The organism is Halolamina pelagica (assembly GCF_900115675.1).
GTDB classification, from domain to species: domain Archaea; phylum Halobacteriota; class Halobacteria; order Halobacteriales; family Haloferacaceae; genus Halolamina; species Halolamina pelagica.
The window spans coordinates 360,827-386,099 of sequence record NZ_FOXI01000002.1; the positions used below are offsets into that span (position 1 = coordinate 360,827).

Here is a 25,273-nt window from a genome sequence, read left to right on the forward strand (position 1 = left end):
CGGCGAGCAGGCGGTGTAGTCAGGACCAGTCAGTCCTGCAGGTCGCTCGCGCGAGCGGCGGCGAAGGGGACGAACATCTCCTCGGGCGTCATCCCGCCGTGGACGCCGATCTTGTCGTCCGCCTCGTGCCACATCGTCGACTCGCGGTGGACCGCCAGCAGGTCGGGCGCGCGGCGGTCGAACGTCTCCCCCGGATCTGCGTGATTGCTCCCGAAGAGCCCACGCTCGCGGTACTCCGCTTCGGAGAAGGTCAGCACGTCGTCGCCGGCCACGCGGTCGAGGTAGTCACGGAGGTCGGCGACGCGACCGTCGGCGACGTGGAACTGGACGTTCCGTGGGCCGCCGACGGGTGGGATCGGCTCGCCGTCGGCGCCCCGCGCAAGACAGTCCTGCACTTCCGAGACCGAGAGGTCGACCGGAACTTCCTCGCCGACGTTCGTGTGGCCGTGATCCGCCGTCACGAGCAGGGCGGTCTCCGCGGCCGTCTCGGCGTCGAGGTCCTCGAGGAAACCCGTCCGGATCGCCGCCGTGATCATCCTGACCTGCGCGTCGTAGCGGTCAGTGTCGGTCCCGGTCACGTGCGAGATCGTGTCGACGTTGGGCACGTACGCCGTCACGTGTGTCGGGTCATCGCCGTCGGCGACGATATCTCGGAGCGTGACGGCCATCTCGGCGACGTTCCAGTAGGCGTGCGTCTCCGCGCCGGCCGTCGTGAGCTCGGAGGAGATCGAACCGGCGATGTGCTCGGGCTGGGTGACGTGGGTGTCGACGCCGGCGGCCTCGGCGTCGCCGTAGATGGTGTCGCCGTCGAACAGTTCGCGGGGGTTCGCCAGCGGGTACTCGTCCTGCACGGGCGTGCCGTCCTCGAGGAGGTACGGGAGCGTCTGGATCGACTCGCCGATCGAGTCGAGGTACTGGTGCCAGCCGAGCAGGCCGTGTTCGGCCGGGAGGAGCCCCGTGTGTAGCGTCGTGATCGCGGCCGCGGTCTCGGAGGGGTAGGTGGAAGTGAGCGGGGTGACGGTGCCGTCGGTCTCGAACGCGTCGAGCAGTCGGAGCTCCTCGCGCAGGCGGGCCCACTGGTCGAGGCCGAAGCCGTCGACGACCAGGAGCACGACGTTCTCGATCCCGCCGTCGAGCAGTCCCGTGAACGCCTCGTCAGGGAGGTTCTGCGGGAACGAGTCGGAGAGCAGCGAGAGCGCGCTCGCGGGGGCGTCGGCGAAACAGCGGTCCCGGTACGCCGGGAGGACGTAGCCGGACTCCTCGTACGCCGCACGGAGGTCGGGGGCGAGTTCGGTCACGATCTGACTCGCGGATCGACGGAGAAAGAGCTACCGACACGACCGGACCGCGAGCGGGCGCCGCGGGAGCGCCGAGACCCCTCAGGCGTCGGTAACGTTCGCGCCGAGTTCGTCGAGGACGGTCCAGAAGTCGGGGAAGGAGACGTCGACGTGCTCGGCGCCGGCGATCGTCGTCGTCCCGTCGGCGACGAGCCCGGCGACGGCGAGCGCCATCGCGATCCGGTGGTCGCCGCGGCCGTCGACCTCGGCGCCGACGAGCGAGGAGTCGCCGCCGTGGACCGTGAGCGTGTCCCGCTCCTCGGTCACGTCAGCGCCGAGTTTTCCGAGTTCCTCGGCCATCGCGGTCACGCGATCGGTCTCCTTCAGCCGGACGTGCTCGCAGTTCACGATCCGGGTGTCTCCCTCGGCGACGGCGCCGACCGCGGCGATCGTGGGCAGGAGGTCGGGCGTGTCGCCCACGTCGACTTCGACCCCGGAGAGGTCGCCGCCCGCGGCGCGGAGTTCGCCGGCGTCGCGGTCCCAGTCGATTTCGGCGCCCATGCGGTCGAGCACGTCGACGATGGCGGTGTCACCCTGTGCGCTGGGGTGGGCACCGTCGACGACGACGCCATCGCTTCCCGCGTCTGACGCGACGGCGCCCGCGGCCGCGAGGTAGGAGATCGAGGAGAAGTCGCTGGGGACCGCGTAGCTGCCGCCGTCGGGCGAGTACGACTGGCCGCCCGCGACGCGGCACCCCGAGTCGGTGCGCTCGGCGTCGACGCCGAACGCGTCGAGCACTTCGACGGTGATGTCGACGTACGGTGCCGACTTGAGTTCGGTCTCGAGATCGATCTCGATCCCCGCCTCCGTGACCGCACCGGCCATCAGGAGCGCCGTCACGAACTGCGAGGACACGTCGCCGGGCATCGAGACGGTTCCCCCCGAGAGTGAGTCGCCGATGACCAGCGGCGCCTGCCCGTTCCGGCGGGTGCTCTCGGCTCGTGCGCCGAGTGACTCGACGGCGTCCAGGAGCGGCCCGTGGGGCCGCGAGCGCAGGGAGTCGTCGCCGGTGAGGACCGAGAGGTCCTCCCCCAGCGCCGCCGCCGCGGTGACGAGTCGCGTCGTCGTTCCGGAGTTCTCGCAGTTGATCACGTCGTCCGGCGTCTCGGGCCGGCCGTCGAAGCCGTCGACTTCGAGGACGCCGGCATCGAGCGCGGAACGATCGACGTGACCGCCGAACGCCGAAACGGCGCGCATCGTCGCCTTCGTGTCGGCGCTGACGAGCGGGTCCTCGACCGTCGCCCCGTCGGCGTACCCTGCCGCGAGAATTGCCCGGTGCGTGTAGCTCTTCGACGGCGGTGCGCGACAGCGTCCGTCGACACTCGACTGTGAGACGTGTTTCTTCATGCACCCCTGTCAGACTGCCGGGGAGATGAGTCCACCGGAGCCCGTTTTTGAAGTACGGTGACGGGGCCACCATCTCCGTGACCTGACTGCTGCCGTGAGACGGTTCGCGAGTGTGTGGCCAGCCGTCTCACGAGGATTTCGGCCACCTGTTCGTACGGGGACGCCAGCGCTGCGGCGGGGCTACTCCCCAGCGGCGTCAGCGCCTGCCACGTCGGCCATCGCCCCGGCCATCACGCGGGTCGCGTTCGCGCAGTCCTCCCAGTCCGTCCACTCCCGCGGGTTGTGGCTGATGCCGTCCTCCGATGGCGCGAAGAGCAGCGCGGCCTCCGTCACGTCGGCGAGGTGCATCGTGTCGTGGGCGGCACCGGAGTGCAGGTCCATCGTCCGGATCCCGGCCTCCTCCCCCGCGCGGTGGGCAGCCCCCCGAAGCGACTCGGACATCGGCGTCGGTTCGAGGTCGAACGGCCGGGAGAACGAGGTCTCCACGCCGCGGTCGGCTTCGACGACGGCGAGGCTCGATCGCGTGGCGTCGACGATGGTCTGCATCGACTGGTACTCCACGTCCCGGATGTCGACGCCCATCTCGACCGTCCCGGGGACGACGTTGGTCGCGTTCGGGGAGACCGAGAGCGAGCCGACAGTGCCGACTGCGGTCTCGCTCTCCTCGGCGACGACCTCGTTGGCCGCGGCCTCCACGTCTAACACCACCTCCGATGCGGCCGCGAGCGCGTCGGTGCGCTCGTCCATCGGCGTCGCACCGGCGTGGTTCGCCTCGCCGACGATCTCCGCCTCGCAGTGGGTGATCCCGGTGATCGTGGTTACCACCCCGACCGGGACGTTCTCGCGCTCCAGTTGGGTGTGCTGTTCGACGTGGAGTTCGTACCACGCCGCCCACTCGCTGGCGTCGAGTCGGCCCTCGCCCTGGAAGCCGATCCGCGAAAGCGACTCTTCGAGGCTGATCCCCCCGTCGTCCTCGATCCCGAGCGCCTCGTCCACGGTTCGCTCGCCGACGGCGACCGAGGAGCCGAGCAGCCCGTCGGCGAAGCGCTGGCCCTCCTCCTCGGTGAAGGAGACGACGACCAGCGGCCGCGCCGGCTCGACGCAGGCGTCCTGCATCGCGCGAACCGCCTCCAGCGCGGCGTAGACGCCGAGCGGGCCGTCGAAGATCCCGCCCTCGGGAACCGAGTCCACGTGGCTCCCGGCGGCGACGGGTGCGGCGCCGGGGTCCGCCGATTCGGGGACCCATCTCCCGGCGATGTTCCCCACCGCGTCGACGGTCACGTCCAGCCCCGCGTCCTCCATCCGCTCGACGAGCCTTTCGCGGGCGGCCCGGTTGGCGTCGGTTCCGGTGAGAACGGTCCGGCCGCGTCCTTCCTCCACCTCGATCTCCCCGTGCTCGGCGTTGGCCTCGATGTCCGCCCGGAGGCGGTCGGCGTCGACGTGCATACTTGACCGTGGCGGCGCCGACGCCCTTACGTGTACCCTTCGGGGCAGCCGGCGAGGACACCCCCGGAGTCGTGGTGCTTAACCCCGACGACCGTCTCCGTCCGATAGATGCAGAACGCCGGAGCTGACGCGTTCACCCACCTCGGACCGGCGGTTCGGGAGGCCCTCTCCGAACGGGGGTTCTCGACGCCGACCGAGCCACAGCGACGGGCGATCCCCCCGCTCGCGGCGGGCGAGAACGCACTGGTGATCGCGCCCACCGGGACTGGCAAGACCGAGACCGCGATGCTCCCGGTGCTCGACCGGATCGCGGCCGCCGAGGAGCGCCACGGCATTTCGGCGCTGTACATCACGCCCCTCCGCGCGCTGAACCGCGACATGCTCGAACGGCTGGAGTGGTGGGGCGAGACGCTGGACCTCGAGGTCGACGTGCGCCACGGCGACACCACCGACTACCAGCGCAGCAAGCAGGCCGACGACCCGCCGGACGTGCTGATCACCACGCCCGAGACGGTGCAGGCGATGCTGACCGGCGAGAAACTCCGGAAGGCGCTCTCGGACGTCGAGCACCTGATCGTCGACGAGGTCCACGAGCTCGCGGCCTCCAAGCGCGGCGCCCAGCTGACGATCGCGATGGAGCGCGTCCAGGAGCTCTCGGGGCCGTTCCAGCGGATCGGGCTCTCGGCGACCGTCGGCGACCCCGACGAGGTCGCGAAGTTCCTCACCGGCGCCGTCCAGGACGAGCGCCGAACCCGGCGGGACTATCGGATCGTCGAAGTCGACGCCGGCTCGAAGATCGACCTCGACGTGGTCCGGCCGGAGATCACCGACTCGGACCGCCGACTCGCGGGCGAGCTCGCGACCGAGCCGGAGATCGCCAGCCACGTCCGGTTCATCCGGGACGTGGTCGCCGAGAACGAGTCGACGCTCGTGTTCGTCAACACCCGGCAGACCGCGGAGGCGCTGGGATCGCGGTTCAAGAGCCTCGACGCGCCGATCGGGATCCACCACGGGTCGCTCTCGAAGGACGCCCGCATCGAGGTCGAGGAGGCGTTCAAGGCCGGCGAGGTCGACGGCCTCGTCTGCACGTCGTCGATGGAACTGGGGATCGACGTCGGCCGCGTCGACCACGTCGTGCAGTACGGCTCGCCCCGCGAGGTCGCACGCCTGCTCCAGCGCGTCGGCCGCGCGGGGCACCGCCGGGATCAGGTCTCGAACGGCACCGTCGTCGTCTCCGACGCCGACGACGCCAGCGAGGCGATGGCGATCGCCCGCCGAGCCGCGGCCGGCGAGGTCGAACCCGCCGGCATCCACGAGGGGAGCCTCGACGTGCTCGCGAACCAGATCGTCGGCCTGTTGATGGACCACGGCGATATCGACGCCCGCGAAGCCTACGAGCGGATCAAACGCGCCTACCCGTTCCGGGACCTGCCCGAGGCGACGTTCCGCGAGGTCGTCCGGGAACTCTCCTCGAACCGCCTGCTCTGGCTGGAGGAGGACCACGACCGCATCGAGAGTTCGGGCGGGACGTGGCAGTACTACTACGCGAACCTCTCGATGATCCCCGACGAGGAGAAGTACGAGGTGTACGACGTCTCCTCCCGGCGCGGGATCGGGACGCTCGACGAGCGGTTCGTCGTCAACTTCGCGGAGCCGGGCTCGGTGTTCGTCCAGCGCGGCGAGATGTGGCGCGTCGACCGCGTCGACGACGAGGAGGAGCGGGTCGAAGTCTCGCCCGTGCAGGACCCCGGCGGCGAGGTGCCGACGTGGGTCGGCTCCGAGATCCCCGTCCCCGCGGCCGTCGCGAACGAGGTCGGCGAGCAGCGCGAGGTAGCTGCCCGGCAGTTCGAGACCGGCGCCGACCCGTCGGCCGTCGGCGCCGACTTCACGAACCGCTACCCCGTCGACGCCGCGACGGCCGAGACCGCGCTCGAACCGGTCGAACGGCAGGTCGAGGCTGGCGCGCCCGTGCCGACGGCGGAGCGGCTGGTGCTGGAGTCACAGGGGCGGACGGTCGTGCTCAACAGCCCGTACGGCCACCAGGTGAACGAGACGCTGGGGAAGCTCTGCTCGGCGCTCGTCGGGCAGCGAACGGGCTCCTCGGTCGGGATGGAGGTCGACCCCTACCGGATCGAGTTCGAGGTCCCGGGCGGCGTCGGCCTGGCTGCGTTCGACGAGGTGCTGCGGGAGACCGACCCCGACCACGTCGAGGCGATCCTCGAACTCGCGCTCAAGAACTCGGACGCGCTGAAGTTCACGCTCAGCCACGTCGCCGCCAAGTTCGGCGCGCTCAAGCGCTACCAGGGCCAGGGGCGCTTCGGCGCCGACCGGCTGCTCGCCGCGCTCGAGGACACGCCCGTCTACGAGGAAGCGCTCCGGCAGGTGTTCCACGAGGACCTCGCCGTCACGGCGACGAAGGACCTGCTCGACGCGATCCAGTCCGCGGACGGCGACGTGGAACTGACGACCGCCCGCGAGCGCACGCCCATCGGCGCCGGCGGGCGCTCCGCGGGCGGCGAGTTCCTCGTCCCGGACGACGCCGACGCCAGCGTGATCCAGACCGTCCGGGACCGGCTGGAGGGCGACCGCGTGCTGCTGTTCTGTGTCCACTGCAAGGACTGGAACCGCCGGCAGGAAGTGGGGAAGATCCGCGAACCGATCAAGTGCCCCGAGTGTGGCTCCACCCGGGTCGCGGCGCTCAACCCGTGGGCCGACGAGGTGGTGAAGGCGACCCGCGCCGACGAGAAGGACGACGAGCAGGACCGCATGACGCGGAAGGCGTTCAGGTCCGCGAACCTCGTGCAGGAACACGGGCTGAAGGCCGTGCGGGCGCTCGCGGCCCGCGGCGTCGGCCCGCAGACGGCCGCGCGGATCATCTCGAAGTTCCGCGAGGACGAGGCCGACTTCTACCGGGACATCCTCGAGCAGGAGCGCCAGTACGCGCGGACCAAGAGCTTCTGGTGATCGCTTCTCGTTCGTCCGGCAACGCTTTGGGGCGCCCGACCCCACCCCCGGCCATGACCGACTCCCTCCGCCTCACCGTCCGCGCCGCCGAGAAGCGCGACGCGGGTCGGGGTATCGCCCGGCTGCCGGAAGCCGCCAGACAGCAGTTGGGCCTGCTCTCGGGCGACACCGTCCTGATCGAGGGCGAACGCGAAACCGTCGCGAAGCTCTGGCCCGCGCGGGGCGACGTCCCCGACGGCGTGGTCCGGATCGACGCCGACAGCCGCGCCAACGCCGGCGTGAAAGTCGGCGACACCGTCCGCGTCGCCGCGGCCGACCTCCCCGAGGCCAGACGCGTCACCCTGCGCGCCCCGGCGGCGCTGGGCGAAGTCGACGTGGAGCGCGACTCCATCGAACGCCTCGTGGCCGAGGACGTTCGCAACCGGCCCGTCGCGCCCGGCGACCGACTCCACCTCGAGCGCCTCTCAGACATCGGGTTCGCCGTCGACGACACCGACCCCGACGGCCGCATCCGGGTCACCGAGGAGACGACCGTTCGGGTGGTGATCGAGGGCGAGGCCGACACGTCGGGGCACCTCGGCGAGATCGGTCAGTCCGCGGGATCGACCGCGGAAGCGTCGTCGTCGGATACTGACGAGACGGAACCTGGCGGTACGAGCGTCGAGGTCGAGGGCGGCGCCGTCGACGTGGACGGTGCCGGCGACACGACGACCGGCGTCGCCTACGAGGACATCGGCGGCCTCGACGAGGAGCTGGACCTGGTTCGCGAGACGGTCGAACTCCCCCTCTCGAACCCCGAACTGTTCGCGCGGCTGGGGATCGACCCGCCGAAGGGGGTGCTGCTCCACGGGCCGCCCGGCACCGGGAAGACCCTGATCGCGAAAGCCGTCGCCAACGAGGTCGACGCGACGTTCATCTCCATCTCCGGTCCGGAGATCATGAGCAAGTACAAAGGCGAGAGCGAGGAGCGCGTCCGGGAGGTGTTCGAGGCCGCACAGGACGACGCGCCGGCGATCGTCTTCTTCGACGAGATCGACTCCGTCGCGCCCAAGCGCGAGGATGGCGGCGACGTGGAGAGCCGCGTCGTCGGCCAACTGCTCTCGCTGATGGACGGACTGAACGCCCGCGGGGAGGTGGTCGTCATCGGCGCAACCAACCGCGTCGACGAGATCGACCCCGCGCTCCGGCGCGGCGGGCGGTTCGACCGCGAGATCGAGATCGGCGTCCCCGGCGAGACCGGCCGACGGGAGATCCTCGACGTGCACACCCGGAACATGCCCCTCGCCGACGACGTGCGCGTCGACCGGCTCGCGGAGCGGACCCACGGGTTCACCGGCGCGGACCTCGCCTCGGTCGCGAAGGAGGCGGCGATGTCCGCGCTCCGGCGGGCGCGCCGAGAGGGAACCGAGACCGCCGACGCGGACCCCGAGACGGCGATCGCCGCCGCCGACCTCACGGTCACCCGTTCGGACTTCGAGTCGGCGATGGCGGCGGTCGAACCCAGCGCGATGCGGGAGTACGTCGCCGAGTCGCCGGCGGCCGACTTCGACGACGTGGGCGGACTGGACGAGGCACGGGAGACGCTCGAGCGGGCGGTCACATGGCCGCTGACCTACGGGCCGTTGTTCGACGCCGTCGAGGCGTCGCCGCCGACCGGCATCCTGCTCCACGGGCCCCCGGGGACCGGGAAGACGCTGCTCGCACGCGCCATCGCCGGCGAGAGCGGCGTGAACTTCCTCCAGGTCGCCGGGCCGGAACTGCTCGATCGCTACGTCGGCGAGAGCGAGAAGGCGGTCCGGGAGCTGTTCGAACGCGCCAGACAGGCGGCGCCCGCGGTGGTGTTCTTCGACGAGATCGACGCCGTCGCCACGGCCCGCGACGGGGGGAACGACTCAGAGGTGGGCCAGCGTGTGGTCTCACAACTGCTGACCGAACTCGATCGCGCCGCGGACAACCCCAACCTCGTGGTGCTCGCAGCCACCAACCGGAAGGAGGCGCTCGATCCGGCCCTCCTGCGGCCAGGCCGGTTCGAGTCCCACGTCCACGTTCCCGCGCCGGGCGAGGACGCCCGCCGAGAGATCCTGGCGGTCCACGTGGCGGGCAAGCCCCTGGCGGACGACGTGGATCTGGACGCCATCGCGGCCGCGATGGCGGGCTACACGGGCGCGGACGTGGCGGCGGTCGTCCGCGAGGCGACGCTGCTGGCGGTCGAGGACGTGGCGGATCGCTACGACGGCGCCGAGGCCAACGAGCACGCCGACGAGATCGTGCTGTCCGGCGACCACTTCGAGCGCGCGCTCGATGCGATCGTACCCTCCATCTGATCGCTGTTACAGCCACTCGGTGGCGTCGCCGTGTCCGAGACTGGCCCGGTGCCGGGTGGCTTATGCCACTCCAGCCGTACGCTCCGGTAATGGTGTTCGGCCTCAGCAGGCGCGCGACCGCGGCCGTCGTCGCCGTCGCGCTGACGGTGGCGGGGATGACGGTCGGGACGGTGTTACTGCTGGTGACTGGCCGGACGAACGTCGGCTGGTTCATGTTCGTGCTCTCCTTCAGCGCGTGGATGTTCGCCGCCGTCGGCGGCATGCTGCTGGTCTGGGACTCGGGGTACTTGGACCGATAGCGGCCGTGACTCGTCGGCGGCCCGCGAAACCGCCACCGGGACTTCCGGACGTAGCGCCACGGTTCCGATAGGCCAAAGTGCACGCCCGCCACAGTCACCCCTATGGACGACCACGGCGACGATCACAGCGACGACGAGGGGCGCGTGACCGCACCGATGCAGGAGTTCTCCACCAGCCAGGTCGGTATCGGCTTCGCGGTGCTGGTCGTCGGCCTCGTGCTGACGTTCGGCGTGGCGCTCACCCTCGCCTGAACCGGACGGGTTCGGCGTCGCGATCGCCGCTTCTCCCGCCGGAGTTAACCCCCGGCGCCCGCTTCTCCCGACGATGACCGACAGCTCCGCCCCGGCAGCGTACCGTACGATCGCCGACCTCCCGCTGGCGGTTGCAGGCGTCGACTACGAGCAGTTCGAGCAGGACACCTCCTCCGGCTTCACCCGCGTCACGACCGTCTTCGAACTCCGCGGCGACGGCGCGACGGGCCGCGGGGAGGACGTTACCTACGACACCGAGGACCACGAACGGCTCGCGGCCGCGATCGACGACGGCGCGTTCTCCCTCCCGACCGGGTCGTTCACGTTCGGCGAGTTCTCCGCGGCGCTCGACGACGCCGAGCTGTTCCCCGCTGAGGGCCCCGAACGGGAGGACTCTCGGGACTACCGGCGGTGGGCCGTCGAGTCCGCGGCGCTGGATCTGGCGCTCCGGCAGAACGGGACGAACCTGCCCGCCCTGCTCGACCGGCGACACCAGCCGGTCCGCTTCGTCGCCAGCACCCGGCTGGGCGACCCGCCGAGCGCCGACCGCGTCGACGCAGTCCGGGCCCGGAACCCCGATATCGGATTCAAACTCGATCCGACGCCGGACTGGAGCGACGACCTGATCGACGACCTGCGCGCCCGCGACGCCGTCCGGATCGTCGACCTGAAGGGTCACTACGAGGGGACCGAGGTCGACAACGACGCCGACACGGCGTTCTACCGCCGGATCGTCGACGGCTTCCCGGACGCGGTCGTCGAGGACCCCCGACTGACCGACGGGACCCGACCGGTGTTCGACGGCGAGGAGGGGCGCGTCTCGTGGGACAGTCCGATTCACGGCCTCGACGACGTGCGTGCACTGCCCTGGGACCCTTCGTGGCTCAACGTCAAACCCTCCCGCTTCGGCACCGTCGAGTCGCTGTTCCGAACGCTGGCGTGGGCAGTCGATGCCGGCGTGAACCTGTACGGCGGCGGCCAGTTCGAACTCTCGGTCGGCCGCGGACAGGCCCAGGAGCTCGCCGCGCTGTTCTACCCCGACGGCCCGAACGACCTCGCGCCGAGCGTCTACAACGAGTCGTCGCTGCCCCCGGAACTCCCGCGGAGCCCCATCGCCGTCCCCGCTCACGGCGATCACGAAGGGTTCGGGTTCTGAGAGGCGGGCCGGCTACGCGGCGGACTCGTGTTTCGCGACGATCTCGACGCCCGAGCCGCGCTCTCCCCTCGCGTTCGCGGCTCGGACGAAGGACCGCTCCCCGAGGTAAACGACGGTGGTCCGGTTCGTCACCCGCTGTAGTCGGTAGGTTGCAGACCCTGCGTCCTGGTACCAGACGCTCCCGTTCCGCGTCGCCTTCGCGTCGAGGAAGCGCTCGAACGCCGCCTCGAACTCGGTCGCGTTGGCCGCGTCGTCCCAGCGGAGCACCCACGCCGTCCCGACCTCGCCGTTGCGGACGAACGTCACCCGTCGGTCGTCGCCCCAGCCGTGGGCGGCGTCGACGGCCGCCGAGCGGTTCAGTTCGGTCCGGAGCGCGACCCGTAGGAACAGTTCCCCCTGCCGGTCGCGGTCGCGTTCGGTCCAGCCGCTGGTGGGGCCGACTCGGACCGTGAGGTCGGCGACGGGGTCGTCCGAACCGTGGAGCACCTGTTCGGTCGACGTCGGCGGATCGTGGTGGAGCGCTTCGAGGCCGGCAGGCGAGTCCGCACGGGCGGCGACGTACTCGGCACCGTAGTGGTAGCGTGCGAGCAGGAGTCGCGCGTACGCCGAGGCGTTCCCGTAGGCCGCCGCCTGGTGGGCCATCGCCGGCTGCCGCTCCCGGAGGTACCGACGCTCGTAGACCGTCTGGGTGTAGGTCGCTGCCCCCTCCCGCAGGAGCAAGTACGTCGTCGCGCCGTCGTAGCTCAGGTCGCCGTCGATCCGTGGCTGGCGACGGAGCGCCGCCTCGTCCCAGCCGTGCTGGAACTGGACGACGTGGACGAACTCGTGGGCTAGCGTGGACTCGGTCAGTCCGGCCTCGTCGAGCACCCACTCGTAGACCGTGACCGACTCGCCGTCGACCCCTGTCGCGCCGTGAGTCCTGACGTGGGGCCCAGTCGGATCACCGGCGGAGTGTGGCGTGACGCCCAGCGCGACCCAGAACCGCGGCAGGTCCGGTCCCGTCGACGACTCGTCGGCCGTCTCGACGGTCACCGTCGGCGGGTCGGCGCGCTCGTCGAGCAGGCTCACCACGCGCTCGAAGACGGGCGTCGGATCGACGGGGAGCTCGCCCTCGACGGCCACCTCGTCCGGGCCGCCGTCCGCCGGCGTCGGGGCGACGACGCCGCCGCAGCCAGCGACAACCAGCAGCACGCACGCGAACACGGCGCGACGCATCGGACGAGGGTCACTGGGCGCGACGGAAACAGTTGGCGCCGAGTCAGATCTCGATATCGAGTACGCCGTCCCGTGTCGCCTCGACCGTCGCGGCCCGGACGAACGCCTCGTCGCCGAGTAACACGACCGTCGTTTCGTCGTTCGCCTCGACGACGCGGTAGGTGGCGTTCCCGTCGGACTGGTACCAGACCCCGTCCCGCTCGATCGCTTTCGCGTCGAGGAAGCGCTCGAACGCCGCCTCGAACTCGGTCGCGTTGGCCGCGTCGTCCCAGTGGAGGGTCCAGGCCGTCCCCGTCTTGTTGCCGCGTTCGAACGTGATCCGGCGGTCCTCTCCCCAGCCGTGGGCGGCGTCGACGGCGGTCGACCGGTTCAGTTCGGTCCGGAGCGCGACCCGCAGGAACAGTTCGCCCTGCCGGTTCCGGGTGTGCTCGGTCCAGTCGCCCGTCTCGGAGGTGGTGACGATCAGGTGCTCGACGGGGTCAGTCGAGTTGTGGAGCACCTGCTCGGAGGATTCGGGCGGATGCCGGTGCACGCCGGCGAGCTCCCGGGGCGAGTCGACGCGCTCGGCGACGTACTCGGCGCCGAGGACGTAGCGTGCGAGGTTCAAGCGCTCGTAGGCCGAGCCGTCGCGGTAGTCGGCTCGCAGGGGATCCTCGCCGTCAACTCCCGGGACGAACTGTCGTACGTAGTGGTCCTCGACGTACTCGCCGGCGCCCTCGATCACCAGGTAGTAGGTGAGTTCCCGGTCGTAGCTGATCCCCCCGGCGTCGAAGGCCGGGTCGACGCTCCACACCGACTCGTGCCACCCGTTCCGGAACTGGACGACGTGGACGAACTCGTGGGCCACAGTCACCTCCGCACTCGTCTCGTCGCCCAGTATCCCCTCGTTGACGTGGACCGCGTTCCCGTCGGTCGGCGCGTACGCAGCGAGCTGGAGGCGTTCGGCGTCGGTCCGCGCCGGCGGCACGACGCCGAGCGCCGTCCGGAACTGCGAGCGGCGGCCGTCCAGTATCGTCGACGACATCTCCGCGGGCGGTTCGACGTAGACGACCGGTCCGGCGACGCGTTCGCCGGTCAGGTTCAACACGCGGTCGAACACGACCGTCGCGTCGAGCGGCAGCTCGCCGCCGATGACCTGGACGTCGGTCGCGGGGGTCGCCGTCGGCGTCGCCGTGGCGTCGGTGCGAGGCTCGGTGACCGCCACGTCGGCCACCCCGCCACAGCCGGCGAGGACGACGAGGAGGGCGGTCAGGACGGCGGCGGGGCGCATGGCCGTACTGTCAACCAACGAGTCACATAAGTTGTGCGGGAGGCTTCCCGATCAGTCGAGTTCGCGAGCCAGCACGTCGCGCAACTCGCCGATCTCGCCCGCGTCGACCACGATCGACTCCTCGCCGACCGAGAGCGACAGTGCCCCGTCCGCGGTCGCGGTGCCCAGTTCCGTCACCGCAGCGTCGTCGCCGACCGCGTCACGCAGCGCGTCGGCGTCGGTCGTCTCCACCACGACCCGCCCCGGCGCCTCGCTGAACAGCGCCCGAGCCTCGGCGAGGTCGGCGTCGACGCCTGCCTCGTCAGTGACCAACTCCGCCAGCGCCACCGCGAGGCCGCCGTCGCTCACGTCGTGGGTCGCGAACGTCGAGTCGAGCCCGGCGACGCGGCCCAGCGCGTCCACGAGCGCGCCCGGATCCGCGGGAACCGCCGGGAAGCGGTCCGAGCCGCCGAACTGCGAGAGGAGCAACGAGCCGCCGAGGGCGTGCGGGTCGTCGCTCCCGATCCCGGAGCCGGCGACCCACTCGGCCGGCTCGACGAGGACCAGATCGCCCTCGCCCGAGACTGTCGCCGCGGGGGCGTCGTAGCCCGACTTGGTCCCGAGCACCGCGAGCGTCGGCGTCGGCGCGACGGGGCCCGTCTCGGAGTCGTTGTAGAGCGAGACGTTGCCGCCGACGACCGGCACCGAGAGGTCGGCGCAGGTTCCGGCCAGTCCATCGACCGCAGCCGCGAAGCCGTCGTAGGTCTCGGGGTCCTCGGGGTTGCCGCCGTTGAGGCAGTCCACGGCTGCGAGGGGCGTGGCCCCCTTCGCGGCGAGGTTGGTCGCGTTCTCGACCGCAACGGCACGGGCGCCGGCCTCCGGGTCGCAGTCCGTCCAGTGGGGGTTCGCCCCCGACGAGAGCGCGATGGCGTGCTCGTCGTCCGCGTCGCCCGCCCCGTGGAGCGCGAGCACGGCGGCGTCGTCGCCGGGTTCGACCGCGGTCCGCAGGCCGACCTCGTGGTCGTACTGCCGGTAGACCCACTCCTTGCTCGCCGCAGTGGGGTCGGCGACGACCGCCTCGAACGCCTCGGCGAGGTCGAACTCGGGCAGGTCGCGCTCGGGCGCCGCCGGGGCTTTCCGGCCGAGATCGTTCAGGGGTGCGCCGTCGGCGAGGTACGCCGCGGGCGCGTCGACGACGGTCTCCCCCTCGAACTCACAGACGTAGTTCCCCTCGGTCACCTCGCCGATGTCCGAGCAGCCGAGGTCGAACCGCTCGGCGATCTCCGCCACGCGCTCGACGTTCTCCGGCGCCACCTCGTAGCACATGCGCTCCTGGGACTCCGCGAGCAGGATCTCGGTCGCGTTCATCCCGGGCTCGCGGGTGTGGACTGCTTCGAGGTCGATGTCGGCGCCGAAGCCGCCCTTCGCGACCAGTTCGGAGGACGCGCCGCCGAGGCCGGCGGCGCCGAGGTCGCGGGCGGACTCGATCAGGTCCTCGTCCAGCAGCGCCTCGTTGCACTCGATCAGGAGTTTCTCCGAGTAGGGGTCGCCGACCTGGACCGCGGGTCGGTCCTCGGTCTCGGCGTCCTCCGCGAGGTCCTCGCTGGCGAAGGACGCGCCGCCGAGGCCGTCCCGCCCCGTGGCGTTCCCGAGGAGGACGAGTCGGTTCCCTGCGGCCTGGGCCTCCGCAGTCACGAGTCGCTCCGGCGTTGTTTTTCCGACGCAGGCGACGTTCACGAGGGGGTTGCCGACGTGACTTTCCTCGAACGCGACGCTGCCGGCGACGGTCGGGACGCCGATGGCGTTGCCGTAGTCCGAGATGCCCTCGACGACGCCCTCGAACAGGTACCGCGAGTGCTCGCGGTCGAACGGGCCGAAGTACAGCGAGTCCGCGAGCGCGATGGGGTAGGCGCCCATCGAGAGCGTGTCGCGGACGATGCCGCCGATCCCGGTGGCGGCCCCGTCGTAGGGGTCGACGTAGCTGGGGTGGTTGTGGCTCTCGATGCCGAACGTCAGCAGCGTGTCGGTGCCGGGAACCCGGACGACTGCGGCGTCGTCCCCGGGGCCGATCTCGACGTGTTCGCCCCCGCTCTCGAAGTTCGAGAGCAGCATGCGCGAGGAGCGGTACGCGCAGTGCTCGCTCCAGAGGTTCTCGAACAGGTGTTCTTCGGCCCGGGTGGGCTCGCGGCCGAGTTCGTCGACGACGAGGTCGTGGTCCGCATCCGCGAGAGGCATTCACCTGTGTGGTCAGCGTCGGGGTGCAAAGGGGTTTCGTTGTGCACGTTCGTGGCTATCGTCGCCGACGGGTCGGGATCAGACCGAGAGCAGCGGCAGCATGGCCAACACGCCCGCGGCGAAGCCGATCACCAGTGCGCTGCGACCGCCGTCAGGCAGGTCCCGGCCGGTTTCGAGCGCCTCGGGAACGAACTCCGTCGCGACCAGGTACACCATCGCCCCCGCGGCGAACCCGTAGCCGAAGGGGAGAAACGCCTGCGCCCAGCGGACGAACGCGAACGCGATCACGGCGCCGATGGGCTGGGGCAGGCTGGAGAACACGGCCGCGCCGACCATCCGCCACTTCGAGAGGCCCATCGCCCGCATCGGGATCGCGATCGCGGTCCCCTCGGGGATGTTGTGGATCGAGATCGCGACGGTCATGAAGACCGCGAGCACCGGGACCGCGAACCCGAAGACGCCGACGCCGCCCTCGAGGCCCAACTCCGCGAAGGAGACGCCGACGGCGACCCCCTCCGGGAAGCTGTGGACGGTGAGGATCCCGAGGATGAGCGCGAGCTTCTTCGGGTCGCCCTCGGCGAACGCCTCGGCCTCCAGTCGGTGCTCGTCGTGGTCGTCGTCGCCGTGGTCACCGTGCCCGCCCATATCGAGCCAGTCGAGTATCCTGTCGGAGAGTTCGACGAGCACGACGCCCGCGAGCAGGCCGACGCCGAGCAGCACCGGCAGGCCCGACGTGTAGGCCAACCCCTCGTTGAGCAGGCCGAACAGCGACGCCGCGACCATGATGCCCGACGCGGTCCCCCAGAGGCCGACGTTCCAGCGGTCGCTGAACTCCTCGACGAAGAAGAAGGGCAACGCCCCGAGCCCCGTCGCCAGCGCGGTGATGAACCCGGCGACGAACACGAGCACGAGGTTCCCGATGAACGCCATACGTCGACTCGCACACGCCGAACGATTAGTGTTTCGGAATCGCAAAATAAATTTGGCTATCCTAAAACCCGATCAGCTTCCGTCGGCCCGGCAGATCTCGCCCCCCTATCGGTTTCCTTTTTACCGGCGACCGCAAATCACGGTCCGTGCTTTCGGCCGAGCTGCACTGTCACTCCGAGCGCTCCCACGACGGCCGGGACCCGGTCGACCTCCTGGTCGAGCAGGCCGCGGCCGTCGGGCTGGACGCCATCGCCGTCACCGACCACGACGAGATCGACGCGAGTATCGAGGCCGCCTCGCTCGCCGAGGAGTACGGCCTCGTCGGCATCGTCGCGATGGAAGTGACCTCCGCGGCCGGCCACGTGCTCGCGCTGGGGATCGACGAGCAGATCCCGCCGGGGCTCAGCTACGACGAGACGCTCGATCGCATCCACGCACAGGATGGGATCGCCATCGTCCCCCACCCGTTCCAGAGCTCGCGCCACGGCGTCGCCGCCCACATCTCCGACGAGCAGCTCGCCAACGCGGACGCGATCGAGGTGTACAACTCCCGACTCCTCACGGGGCGGTCCAACCGGCAGGCCGAACGGTTCGCCACCGCCCACGACGTGCCCAAGACCGCCGGCAGCGACGCCCACATCTCCGAGATGGTCGGGCAGGCCGTCACCGAGATCGGCGTCGAGGAGCGCAGCGTCGACGCGATCCTCGACGCCATCGCGTCGGGGCGAACCAGCGTCGTCGGCCAGAAGACGCCCTGGCGGATCTCGTTCCGGCAGGCCGCCGGCGGCGTGAAACGCCGGATCCAGCGCGGCGTGCGCGAACTGTTCTGATGGCTCCCGACGGGACCACCATCCGGGGCGCCGACGCGGCGACGGTTCGATCGGCGATCGAGTCCGGCGACCCGCTCCCCGGAACAGCGGGCTTTGCCGGCGAAGCCGACGGCCGACTCGTCCGGGACGTGCTGGGTCGCGAACCGCTCTACGTCGACGCCGCGGCCGACGACTGGGGCTTCGACCCCACTGACCTGACCGATCCCGAACTCCTCCACGCCGGGACGGTGGTCGACGCCGCGGGCGACCGACGCGAAGCCTGGTCGCTCCCGACACCCACAGTCGAGACCGCCCACGAGGTCGCCGTCGACGCCGTCAGGGAGGCTGTCCTCGAGAGCGTCCGCGAATCCGACCCGGCGGGGCTCGCGGTCGCCTTCTCCGGCGGCGTCGACTCGGCGCTCGTGGCCGCAGGGGTCCCGGACGTCCCCTGCTACGTCGCCGGCTTCGCGGGCGCCGAGTCCCACGACGAGGCGGCCGCCCGCGAGGCCGCCGCGGCGATGGACCGCGACCTCCGGGTGGTCGCGTTCGACCACGACGACATCGTGCGCGCGGTGCCCGAGATCGCCCGCGCCACCGGTCGGACGAACGCGATGGACGTTGGGATCGCGCTGCCGCTGTACTTCGCGGCTGAGCAGGCGTCGGCGGACGGCTTCGACCGGCTCGCGGTCGGGCAGGGTGCCGACGAACTGTTCGGCGGCTACCGGAAGGTGGTCGACCCTGCGTCGGACCACCGCGTCGACGCTGACACCGTGCGCGGCGCCACGCGGGAGGTGATCCGGACGCTTCCCCACCAACTCCCGCGGGACGTGCTGACGCTCCGGGCCGCGGGCGTCGAACCGGTCGCACCGCTCCTCCACGACCGCGTCGTCGACGCCGCGCTCCGGCTGCCGGCGGACTTACTCGCGACCGACGACGAGCGGAAGATCGCGCTCCGGCGCGCCGCCGAGGGCGTGGTACCAGAGCCCGTGCGGACGGCGGAGAAGAAGGCGGTCCAGTACGGCACCTACGCGGCGCGGGAACTCGACCGGCTGGCCAGACAGGCCGGCTACAAGCGGCGGATGGAGGATCACGTCGGGCAGTACGTCGACGCGCTGGTCGCGGGCGAGGCGTAGCTACGCGTTCTCGGCGGTGTCGATGGCTCTGCGCGCCAGCGCTCGGGTGTCGGCGTCGATGTGGCTCTCCCGGAGGTCGTCGCGGTCGTACCACTCCCACGCCTCGACGCCCGCCTCGCCGGGATCAGGGTCGATTTCCCGACTCGGGACGGTCGCGAAGTAGACGTGGTCGACGTGCTGGTGGTAGATGCCGTCGCCGTCAGCGTCGATGTCGTACAGCAGTTGCTCGCGCGGTGTCGGGAGCGTCTCCCCCGCGGGCGCGCCGACGGGGTCGGTGTCGTCGAGCAGCGTCGGTTCGAGCCCGGTCTCCTCGCGAGTCTCCCGGAGCCCGGCCTCGTGGGGCAGTTCGTCGCGATCGACGTGCCCGCCCGGGGGGATGTGGATCTCCAGTTTCGGGTGGTAGTGGAGGGCGGCGGCGCCGTCGTTGACGACGTAGACGGTGGCGGTGAAGTGGCGCGTGGTCTCCATACCTGCCCGTTTCGGGCGCGGGGTTTCGGGGTTGCGGTTCGATGGGGCCGGTACCGTGCCACGACGACCGGTGGATTCACGCCCGGTAGCGAGGGTCGTCCCGCTCAGTCCTCGCCACAGCGCGGGGTCAGCGTTCGAGGTGCTCCAGGAGCGACGCCGTCACGCGGTCGGTCGCCTCGTGGGGGAGCCAGTGTGTCGCGTCGGGGAAGCGCTCCAGGCGGCCGTCCTCACAGTAGTCGACGCTCCGGGGGGCCATCTCCGGGATCAGCGCCTGATCGTTCTCGCCCCAGAGGACGAGCGTCGGGGCGGCGACTGTCTCGCGCGGCGGGTCCTCGTTGTGTCGGAACAGCGCTCGGTACCAGTTCACCATCGCCGACACCGCCCCCGGTTCCGCCCACGCACGCCGGTACCGCTCGAAGTCGACCTCGTCGAACGTCCCCGGTTTCGAACCCTCCGCCATCGCGGTGACCATGAAGTCGTACTCGTTGCGCCGGACGTACCAGTCAGCGACCCCCGAGAGTTGGAAGAAGAACATGTACCAGCTCTTTCGCAGCTGGGTGAGGTTCGAGCGCAGGGTGTTCTCGAACACCGTGGGGTGGGGGACGTTGACGATGCCGAGCCGATCGACCGCGTCCGGATGCCGCAGTGAGAGGTCCCACGCGACTGCGGCCCCCCAGTCGTGGCCGACGACGTGCGCGCGCTCCCGGCCCTCGCTCCCGATCAGTTCGACGACGTCCCGCGAGAGGTCGCTGATCCGGTAGGCGCGGACGCCGTCGGGTTTCTCGCTCCGGTTGTAGCCGCGCTGGTCGGGCACGAGGACGCGATACCCGGCGTCGACGAACGGCTCGACGTACTCGCGCCACTCGTACCAGAACTCGGGGAACCCGTGGAGGAACACCACGAGCGGCGCGTCCGGCTCGCCGGCGGCGACGACGTGCAGCGAGACCCCGTTCACCTCGCGGACGGACCGCTCGGCGGCCGGGCCCTCCGGCAACGGGGCGCTCGCCTCGATGTCGTGACTCATGTTCTGTCGGTCGTCACCGTCGGCCCCTCCACGCTGAACCCTTCGACGACCGGCTCGGGTCGAAGCGTGCGCCATACGGTTCTGGGGCGGAGCAACGCCGTCGGCGGCCGCTCCATCCCGACGACTCTGTAGTAGGCCTCCGCGAGCTGCTCGTCGGTGTGCGCTCGCCGCACCAGCCTGTTCAGGTACCGGTTGAACAGCCCGGCGCCGGTCGGGGTCGGCCCGGACGTGGCCTCGAACTCGCTGTCGGCGCCGACGGCCATCGACCACGCGATGTCGACGACGTCCGCGGCGGCCGCGAAGAACCGCTGGCTGATCGCGTCGGTGTTCCCCGACGCGAGGAGGTGGTGCAGCTGGATTGCCTCCAGTGCCGCGACGGACATGCCCTGCCCGTAAATGGGGTTGAAGCTCGCGATGGCGTCGCCGGTCACGACGAGTCCCTCCGGGAAATCGTCGAGGTCCTCGTAGCGGCGACGCCGGTTCGACGGGAACGGGTACCGGTCGACGCCGTCCGAGACGACCTCGCGCTCGGCGACGAGCTCGCGAACCCCGTCGATCGGGAGTCGGTCGGCGTACGTCTCGAACGCCGCCACCGTCGACGGCGGGTCGCTGTCGTGCATCCCGCCGAGCGTCACGAGCCACTCGCCGTCCTCGATGGGGAACGCTGCCCCGCCGGTGGTCCGCGGCGCGGACTGCGGGGCAAACAGCATCCGACGGGCCTCCCTGGGTCGGTCGATCCGGATGGTGCTGTACGTGAAGTCGATGTCGACCTCGACGGTGGGCGGTATCTCGTAGCCGTGCTCCGTCAGCCACCGGGGCGTCCGACTGGTCCGCCCCGTCGCGTCGACCACCAGGTCGGCCGGGATCGTCCCCGTGTCGTCGTCCGCCCGGACACGGACGCCCTCGACGCGGCCGTCGTCGACGACGTAGTCCGTGAACCGACACCCTCCACGTAGTTCGACAGCATCGAGAGCCCCCAACCGGTCGCGGGCGACCCCCTCCAGTAGCGGTCGACTCGCACAGTACATCTCCATCCGCGTCGCCGGTGGCGCCAGGAACCCGCCCGCCTCGTACTGTTCCAGGTCTTCGCCGACGTTGATGATCAGCGCACCGGCGTCGATCAGGTCCTCCCCGTAGCCGGGAAAGAGGTCACAGAGCGTGGCCCGGCCCGCTTCGAGCAGGACGTGCACGTGGTGACCCTGTGGGACGCCACGCCGTGGTGTGGGCGTCGACGGGATCGGATCGCGTTCGACCACGACCACCTCGTCGTAGGCGTCCGATAGAACACGTGCTGCCAGCAGTCCGGCCATACTGCCACCCATCACGACCGCGGACCCCCCCTGTCGAGACACCCGATCGGGGTCGTAGCGTGTTGTTGTGGCGAGCGTCATCGTTCTCCGTCGATCGGTCCGTGTTTTCCGGATCGGCCTCGAACACCGAATGAATAGTTACCAATCAACTATAAATTCTGTCTATTTTTTCGGCGGGACTGGCGCTGAGGGACCCGGTACCCACCCGGCGGCTTCGATCACCGGGCTCCTCAGTTCGATCCCCGATGTTGCGTTCGCAAGAACTACTTACCACGCCGCCGGAAGCCAGCGTATGGCACACGACAGTTCCTCAGATATCGGCCTCGGTGTCGGTCTCACCCTCACCGTGGTCGCGCTAGCCGCCGCGGCGTGGCTGGCGATGACCTCCCCGAGCGCGACGTTCGAGAGCGGGACCCACGTCGCGGCGGTTCCCTTCGCCGTCGCGATGACCGTCGGCGTCGGCGCCGTCGCCGCGATCCACCTGCTCTGGGGGGAGTAACCGGGAAACCGTTAAGACCGCGAACGCCCTACCCCAAAGCGAATGACCGACTACACCGAGGAGGAGGCACGCATCGTCGCGTACCTGCGCCACAGCGTCTCCTCTGGGGACCGGTACTTCCGGGCCAAGAACATCGCCGAGTCCATCGGACTCTCGGCCAAACAGGTCGGCAGCCGGCTGCCGACGCTGGCGGAGAAGTCCGACGACGTGGAGATCGAGAAGTGGGGGCGCTCGAAGTCCACGACGTGGCGAGTCGAACCCCAGGGGTAGCCACCCCGACCTCGCTGTCGCAGTCCCTACCCGTTATCACCCCCCGCCCCGTAATCCGGGTATGACCGTCCGTGTCGAACGGACCTTCACGTTCGATGCCCCGGCCGAGCAGGTGTGGGAGTTCATCGCGGACCCCGCCAAGCGGGCCGAGGCGATCAGCGTCGTCGAATCGTACGAAGTCAACGACGAGGACGGCCGGGAGGCGGTCTGGCAGGTCAGCCTGCCGATCCCGGGCATCGGCGCCACCGTCGCCGTCGAGACCGAGGACGTCGAGCGCGACCCGCCCTCGTACGTCGAGTTCGTCGGGAAGTCGAAGGCGCTTCGGGTGACCGGCAGACACACCATCGAGTCGGACGGCGAGACGACGACGCTGCACAACGAGTTCGTCGTCGACGGCCGGCTCCCCGGCGTCGAGCGCTTCTTCAAGAAGAACTTCGAGAAGGAACTGGACAACCTCGAAGCCGCGCTCCGCGAGGAGTTGGGGCTGAAAGCATGACTGCGGGCATCGGCGCCGCCGCCGACGCGATCACGGTCGCGTTAGCCCAGCACCGCGTCGAGGCGGGCCGCGTCGAGCGAAACGTCGACCGCGCGGTCGAAGCCATCGAACGCGCCGCCGCCGGCGCCGACCTCGTCTGCCTGCCCGAGATGTTCAACGTCGGCTACTTCGCGTTCGACGCCTACGCGCGGAACGCCGAGCCGATCGACGGCCCGACGCTCAACCGCATCGGCGACGCGGCCGCCGAACACGGGGTCGCGGTCCAGGCCGGCAGCGTCGTCGAGGATCTCGCCGCCAGCGCCGACGCAGGGTTCGACACGCCCGAACCCGACGGGCTGGCGAACGCCTCCGTCTTTCTCGACCGCGCGGGCGAGGTGCGGGCCGTCTACCGCAAACAGCACCTGTTCGGCTACGACTCCGCGGAGACCCAGCTGCTCACGCCCGGCGAGTCGCTGCCGACCGTCGAGTTCGAGGGGTTCACGGTCGGCATGACCACCTGCTACGACCTGCGCTTCCCCGAACTCTACCGGGAGCTCGCCGACGAGGGCGTCTCGCTGGTGCTGGTCCCGAGCGCGTGGCCGTACCCCCGCGTCGAGCACTGGCGCACGCTCCCGCGCTCGCGGGCCATCGAGAACCTCGCGTACGTCGCCGCCGTCAACGGCGCCGGCGAGATGGGCGACGACGAACTCGTCGGTCGCTCGACCGTCTACGACCCGTGGGGGACGCCGGTGGCCACCTGCGACGACGACCCCGAGCTGGTGACGGCGTCGCTCTCCCCGTCCCGGGTCGAATCGGTTCGCGAGGAGTTCCCGGCGCTGCGAGACCGCCGACTGTAGTCGCGGCGGCGACACTGGTCGTTCACGGGCCGGGACCCGTGGATTTATGTCTATGACTCGGGTACGCTCTACCGTCGACGCGAACGGCGCTTTTCTCGCCGTACCGTCGACAGCCAACCGCGCTCGACAACGTGGCGAGGGGTCCGCCACCATCGGCGCACCGTCGGACCGACCACGGGGGCCAACCGGTCCGACTCATCCGCCTCCGCCCGCCTTCCACCGCACTCCCCCTCTCGACTCACTGACGCTCGACAGCGACGCGTCCGCCGGTCGCGGCCGCCTCGTAGGCGGCACCCATGACGGCCACGTCGGTCAGCCCGTCCCGGCCGTCGGGCTCCGGCGGCGTGCCCGTCAGCACGCAGTGGGCGAAGTAGTCGAACTCCTCGCGGGTCTCGTCGGCGCCGACGCCGGAGAACTCCACGTCGCCGGCGTCGGTGCTGAGCCGGACGGTGCGCTCGCCGTCCGGGACGAACGCGTTCTCGACCCTGATCCGGCCGTCGCTCCCGACGAGTTCCAGCCACGTCCCCGCCTCGCCGCTGAAGCTCGCGGTGAACTCGCCGACGACGCCCTCGGGGAACTCGGCGAGCACGTGGACGTGTTCGTCGGCGAACCGCGGACTCCCCGGGTCGTCGGGCCGATCGCCGAAGGGCTCGCTCGCGCGAGCCATCGCCTCGACGGCGCCGGGGTCGGCGCCGAGCAGGTACCGGGTCGTGTTCAGCGGGTAGACGCCCACGTCCATCAGCGCGCCGCCGCCGGCGAGTTCGGCGTCGAGGCGCCACTGCTCGGGGCCTTTCGAGCCGGCGAGGACGGGGAACGTGAACTCGCCCATCGCCTTCGTCGGCTCACCGATACCGCCCGCGGCCACGAACGAGCCCAGCGCCCGGATCACGGGGTCGGCCTGCATCCGGTAGGCGGTCATCAGCGTGACGCCCGCCTCGTCGCAGGCGTCGACGGCCGCGGCGGCCCGCTCGGTGGTCGCTTCCAGCGGCTTCTCGCAGATGACGTGCTTGCCATGGCCCGCCGCGGCCCGGATCTGGTCGAGGTGGATTCGGTTCGGCGTCGCGACGTAGACCGCGTCGTAGGCGCCGACGGCCTCACCCTCGACGTAGGCCTCGTAGTCGAGCGCCACGGCACCGTGTTCGTCGGCGACGCGGGCCGCCTTCTCCGGGTCGCCGGAGACGACGGCGCCGAGGTCGGTGTAGTCGCCCGCCCCGATCGCCGGGATCGAGACGTTCCGCGCGTAGTTCCCGAGGCCGACGACCGCAACCGAGACGGTGCCGTCGGGGTCGGTGTCCCAGTCGCGTGTCGACGCGGCGTCGACGAGTGCCTGCAGGTCCATAGTTCCAGGTCGGAAGCCGGCGGGAAAACGGTTGGCGAAGGGGAAGGCGGGAACGGGTTGCCGGGGCAGGGAGCTTTCACCTCGGCGACGAACCCCCCGCGTATGGAGCCAGTGAACGATACGGGATCCCGACGTGACCGTCTCCCCCGACTCCGTCGAGGTCGGCGTCTTCGCCGGGTCGCCCCCGGGCGGCGAAACCGAACGCGACGTATCGGGCTACGACGAGCGAGGGAGTGACGTACCGTACTGGGACGACGACTGCTGACCGCGGGTTGCTTAACTCCGCTTCAGTAACGACGGTTACAGAAACATAATTCAGATTACTCTTTTGGTGG

General features: G+C 70.6%; 23 protein-coding genes. 12 read left to right on the top strand and 11 right to left on the bottom strand.

The annotated features are described in order from the left end of the window. Positions 1-29 precede the first annotated feature (29 nt). From BMZ83_RS04500 to BMZ83_RS04510, 3 genes are all read right to left on the bottom strand, one after another. Positions 30-1,298 (bottom strand): alkaline phosphatase family protein, encoded by a 1,269-nt coding sequence (locus tag BMZ83_RS04500; RefSeq protein WP_166623254.1) that lies wholly within the window; start codon positions 1,296-1,298, stop codon positions 30-32. An 81-nt stretch (positions 1,299-1,379) separates the two neighbouring features. Then, the gene (aroA, locus tag BMZ83_RS04505; RefSeq protein WP_074876069.1) at positions 1,380-2,684 is read right to left on the bottom strand and encodes a 3-phosphoshikimate 1-carboxyvinyltransferase; all 1,305 of its coding nucleotides are present in this window, start codon (positions 2,682-2,684) and stop codon (positions 1,380-1,382) included. Positions 2,685-2,864: 180 nt separating this feature from the next. After that, entirely contained in the window at positions 2,865-4,130 is a 1,266-nt protein-coding gene (locus tag BMZ83_RS04510) for a Zn-dependent hydrolase (protein ID WP_074876071.1), read from the bottom strand. A gap of 108 nt (positions 4,131-4,238) precedes the next feature. On the opposite strand from BMZ83_RS04510, the gene BMZ83_RS04515 reads away from it, so the two are divergent. The 5 genes from BMZ83_RS04515 (at position 4,239) to BMZ83_RS04530 (ending at position 11,125) form a co-directional block, all read left to right on the top strand. Continuing rightward, positions 4,239-7,094: a DEAD/DEAH box helicase gene (locus BMZ83_RS04515; protein ID WP_074876073.1), complete on the top strand. Its 2,856-nt coding sequence runs from the start codon at positions 4,239-4,241 to the stop codon at positions 7,092-7,094. A gap of 53 nt (positions 7,095-7,147) precedes the next feature. Continuing rightward, positions 7,148-9,418: an AAA family ATPase gene (locus BMZ83_RS04520; protein ID WP_074876075.1), complete on the top strand. Its 2,271-nt coding sequence runs from the start codon at positions 7,148-7,150 to the stop codon at positions 9,416-9,418. Positions 9,419-9,507: 89 nt separating this feature from the next. Further along, a complete protein-coding gene (locus BMZ83_RS04525) occupies positions 9,508-9,717 on the top strand; it encodes a hypothetical protein (protein WP_074876077.1) in 210 nt (69 codons plus the stop codon). Positions 9,718-9,819: 102 nt separating this feature from the next. Further along, on the top strand, positions 9,820-9,969 hold the full coding sequence (locus tag BMZ83_RS16750) for a DUF7550 family protein (protein ID WP_166623255.1): 150 nt from the start codon (positions 9,820-9,822) through the stop codon (positions 9,967-9,969). A 73-nt stretch (positions 9,970-10,042) separates the two neighbouring features. Next, the gene (locus BMZ83_RS04530) at positions 10,043-11,125 is read left to right on the top strand and encodes an enolase-like domain-containing protein (protein ID WP_074876079.1); all 1,083 of its coding nucleotides are present in this window, start codon (positions 10,043-10,045) and stop codon (positions 11,123-11,125) included. A 12-nt stretch (positions 11,126-11,137) separates the two neighbouring features. On the opposite strand, the gene BMZ83_RS04535 is transcribed toward BMZ83_RS04530, so the two are convergent. From BMZ83_RS04535 to BMZ83_RS04550, 4 genes are all read right to left on the bottom strand, one after another. Further along, on the bottom strand, positions 11,138-12,340 hold the full coding sequence (locus tag BMZ83_RS04535) for a hypothetical protein (RefSeq protein WP_074876081.1): 1,203 nt from the start codon (positions 12,338-12,340) through the stop codon (positions 11,138-11,140). 43 nt (positions 12,341-12,383) lie between these two features. Then, a complete protein-coding gene (locus BMZ83_RS04540; protein ID WP_074876083.1) occupies positions 12,384-13,610 on the bottom strand; it encodes a DUF4157 domain-containing protein in 1,227 nt (408 codons plus the stop codon). A 51-nt stretch (positions 13,611-13,661) separates the two neighbouring features. Further along, positions 13,662-15,824 (bottom strand): phosphoribosylformylglycinamidine synthase subunit PurL, encoded by a 2,163-nt coding sequence (purL, locus tag BMZ83_RS04545; protein ID WP_074876086.1) that lies wholly within the window; start codon positions 15,822-15,824, stop codon positions 13,662-13,664. Positions 15,825-15,902: 78 nt separating this feature from the next. Then, positions 15,903-16,754: a ZIP family metal transporter gene (locus BMZ83_RS04550; protein ID WP_074876088.1), complete on the bottom strand. Its 852-nt coding sequence runs from the start codon at positions 16,752-16,754 to the stop codon at positions 15,903-15,905. A gap of 146 nt (positions 16,755-16,900) precedes the next feature. Between BMZ83_RS04550 and BMZ83_RS04555 the strand changes: the two genes are divergently transcribed. After that, positions 16,901-17,584, top strand: a complete 684-nt coding sequence (locus tag BMZ83_RS04555; RefSeq protein ID WP_074876090.1) for a PHP domain-containing protein — start codon at positions 16,901-16,903, stop codon at positions 17,582-17,584. 20 nt (positions 17,585-17,604) lie between these two features. Continuing rightward, the gene (locus tag BMZ83_RS04560) at positions 17,605-18,696 is read left to right on the top strand and encodes an asparagine synthase C-terminal domain-containing protein (RefSeq protein WP_074876175.1); all 1,092 of its coding nucleotides are present in this window, start codon (positions 17,605-17,607) and stop codon (positions 18,694-18,696) included. On the opposite strand, the gene BMZ83_RS04565 is transcribed toward BMZ83_RS04560, so the two are convergent. The 3 genes from BMZ83_RS04565 to BMZ83_RS04575 all read right to left on the bottom strand — a co-directional run bounded on the left by BMZ83_RS04565 (position 18,697) and on the right by BMZ83_RS04575 (position 21,579). Further along, positions 18,697-19,164, bottom strand: coding sequence for an NUDIX hydrolase (locus BMZ83_RS04565; RefSeq protein ID WP_074876093.1), 468 nt, complete (start codon positions 19,162-19,164; stop codon positions 18,697-18,699). A gap of 127 nt (positions 19,165-19,291) precedes the next feature. Next, complete coding sequence (locus tag BMZ83_RS04570; RefSeq protein WP_074876095.1) at positions 19,292-20,188, bottom strand: alpha/beta fold hydrolase; 897 nt, start codon at positions 20,186-20,188, stop codon at positions 19,292-19,294. Continuing rightward, positions 20,185-21,579, bottom strand: coding sequence for an FAD-dependent oxidoreductase (locus BMZ83_RS04575; protein ID WP_074876097.1), 1,395 nt, complete (start codon positions 21,577-21,579; stop codon positions 20,185-20,187). The genes BMZ83_RS04570 and BMZ83_RS04575 overlap by 4 nt, the downstream gene beginning before the upstream one ends. A 211-nt stretch (positions 21,580-21,790) precedes the next feature. Between BMZ83_RS04575 and BMZ83_RS04580 the strand changes: the two genes are divergently transcribed. The 4 genes from BMZ83_RS04580 to BMZ83_RS04595 all read left to right on the top strand — a co-directional run bounded on the left by BMZ83_RS04580 (position 21,791) and on the right by BMZ83_RS04595 (position 23,599). Further along, entirely contained in the window at positions 21,791-21,997 is a 207-nt protein-coding gene (locus tag BMZ83_RS04580; RefSeq protein WP_074876099.1) for a hypothetical protein, read from the top strand. A gap of 42 nt (positions 21,998-22,039) precedes the next feature. Further along, complete coding sequence (locus tag BMZ83_RS04585) at positions 22,040-22,267, top strand: DUF7123 family protein (protein ID WP_053947813.1); 228 nt, start codon at positions 22,040-22,042, stop codon at positions 22,265-22,267. A gap of 61 nt (positions 22,268-22,328) precedes the next feature. Beyond that, positions 22,329-22,763, top strand: a complete 435-nt coding sequence (locus tag BMZ83_RS04590; protein ID WP_074876101.1) for an SRPBCC family protein — start codon at positions 22,329-22,331, stop codon at positions 22,761-22,763. 29 nt (positions 22,764-22,792) lie between these two features. Beyond that, positions 22,793-23,599, top strand: a complete 807-nt coding sequence (locus BMZ83_RS04595; RefSeq protein ID WP_074876177.1) for a carbon-nitrogen family hydrolase — start codon at positions 22,793-22,795, stop codon at positions 23,597-23,599. Between the two features lie 238 nt (positions 23,600-23,837). Here the strand turns inward: BMZ83_RS04595 and gfo6 are convergent, their stop codons facing one another. Beyond that, entirely contained in the window at positions 23,838-24,938 is a 1,101-nt protein-coding gene (gene gfo6 / locus BMZ83_RS04600) for a D-xylose 1-dehydrogenase Gfo6 (protein ID WP_074876103.1), read from the bottom strand. A gap of 133 nt (positions 24,939-25,071) precedes the next feature. Between gfo6 and BMZ83_RS17320 the strand changes: the two genes are divergently transcribed. Further along, the gene (locus BMZ83_RS17320; RefSeq protein ID WP_255458107.1) at positions 25,072-25,203 is read left to right on the top strand and encodes a hypothetical protein; all 132 of its coding nucleotides are present in this window, start codon (positions 25,072-25,074) and stop codon (positions 25,201-25,203) included. Positions 25,204-25,273 lie beyond the last annotated feature (70 nt).

What these genes read in the sequence shown, in the direction of transcription:
- BMZ83_RS04550 (WP_074876088.1), bottom strand. Translation starts at nt 16,754, where the DNA reads ATGGCGTTCATCGGGAACCTCGTGCTCGTGTTCGTCGCCGGGTTCATC.
- BMZ83_RS04520 (WP_074876075.1), top strand. Translation starts at nt 7,148, where the DNA reads ATGACCGACTCCCTCCGCCTCACCGTCCGCGCCGCCGAGAAGCGCGAC.
- gfo6 (WP_074876103.1), bottom strand. Translation starts at nt 24,938, where the DNA reads ATGGACCTGCAGGCACTCGTCGACGCCGCGTCGACACGCGACTGGGAC.
- BMZ83_RS04525 (WP_074876077.1), top strand. Translation starts at nt 9,508, where the DNA reads ATGGTGTTCGGCCTCAGCAGGCGCGCGACCGCGGCCGTCGTCGCCGTC.
- BMZ83_RS04590 (WP_074876101.1), top strand. Translation starts at nt 22,329, where the DNA reads ATGACCGTCCGTGTCGAACGGACCTTCACGTTCGATGCCCCGGCCGAG.
- BMZ83_RS04585 (WP_053947813.1), top strand. Translation starts at nt 22,040, where the DNA reads ATGACCGACTACACCGAGGAGGAGGCACGCATCGTCGCGTACCTGCGC.
- BMZ83_RS04565 (WP_074876093.1), bottom strand. Translation starts at nt 19,164, where the DNA reads ATGGAGACCACGCGCCACTTCACCGCCACCGTCTACGTCGTCAACGAC.
- BMZ83_RS16750 (WP_166623255.1), top strand. Translation starts at nt 9,820, where the DNA reads ATGGACGACCACGGCGACGATCACAGCGACGACGAGGGGCGCGTGACC.
- BMZ83_RS04530 (WP_074876079.1), top strand. Translation starts at nt 10,043, where the DNA reads ATGACCGACAGCTCCGCCCCGGCAGCGTACCGTACGATCGCCGACCTC.
- BMZ83_RS04535 (WP_074876081.1), bottom strand. Translation starts at nt 12,340, where the DNA reads ATGCGTCGCGCCGTGTTCGCGTGCGTGCTGCTGGTTGTCGCTGGCTGC.
- BMZ83_RS04580 (WP_074876099.1), top strand. Translation starts at nt 21,791, where the DNA reads ATGGCACACGACAGTTCCTCAGATATCGGCCTCGGTGTCGGTCTCACC.
- BMZ83_RS04515 (WP_074876073.1), top strand. Translation starts at nt 4,239, where the DNA reads ATGCAGAACGCCGGAGCTGACGCGTTCACCCACCTCGGACCGGCGGTT.
- BMZ83_RS04510 (WP_074876071.1), bottom strand. Translation starts at nt 4,130, where the DNA reads ATGCACGTCGACGCCGACCGCCTCCGGGCGGACATCGAGGCCAACGCC.
- purL (WP_074876086.1), bottom strand. Translation starts at nt 15,824, where the DNA reads ATGCCTCTCGCGGATGCGGACCACGACCTCGTCGTCGACGAACTCGGC.
- aroA (WP_074876069.1), bottom strand. Translation starts at nt 2,684, where the DNA reads ATGAAGAAACACGTCTCACAGTCGAGTGTCGACGGACGCTGTCGCGCA.
- BMZ83_RS04575 (WP_074876097.1), bottom strand. Translation starts at nt 21,579, where the DNA reads ATGACGCTCGCCACAACAACACGCTACGACCCCGATCGGGTGTCTCGA.
- BMZ83_RS04540 (WP_074876083.1), bottom strand. Translation starts at nt 13,610, where the DNA reads ATGCGCCCCGCCGCCGTCCTGACCGCCCTCCTCGTCGTCCTCGCCGGC.
- BMZ83_RS04570 (WP_074876095.1), bottom strand. Translation starts at nt 20,188, where the DNA reads ATGAGTCACGACATCGAGGCGAGCGCCCCGTTGCCGGAGGGCCCGGCC.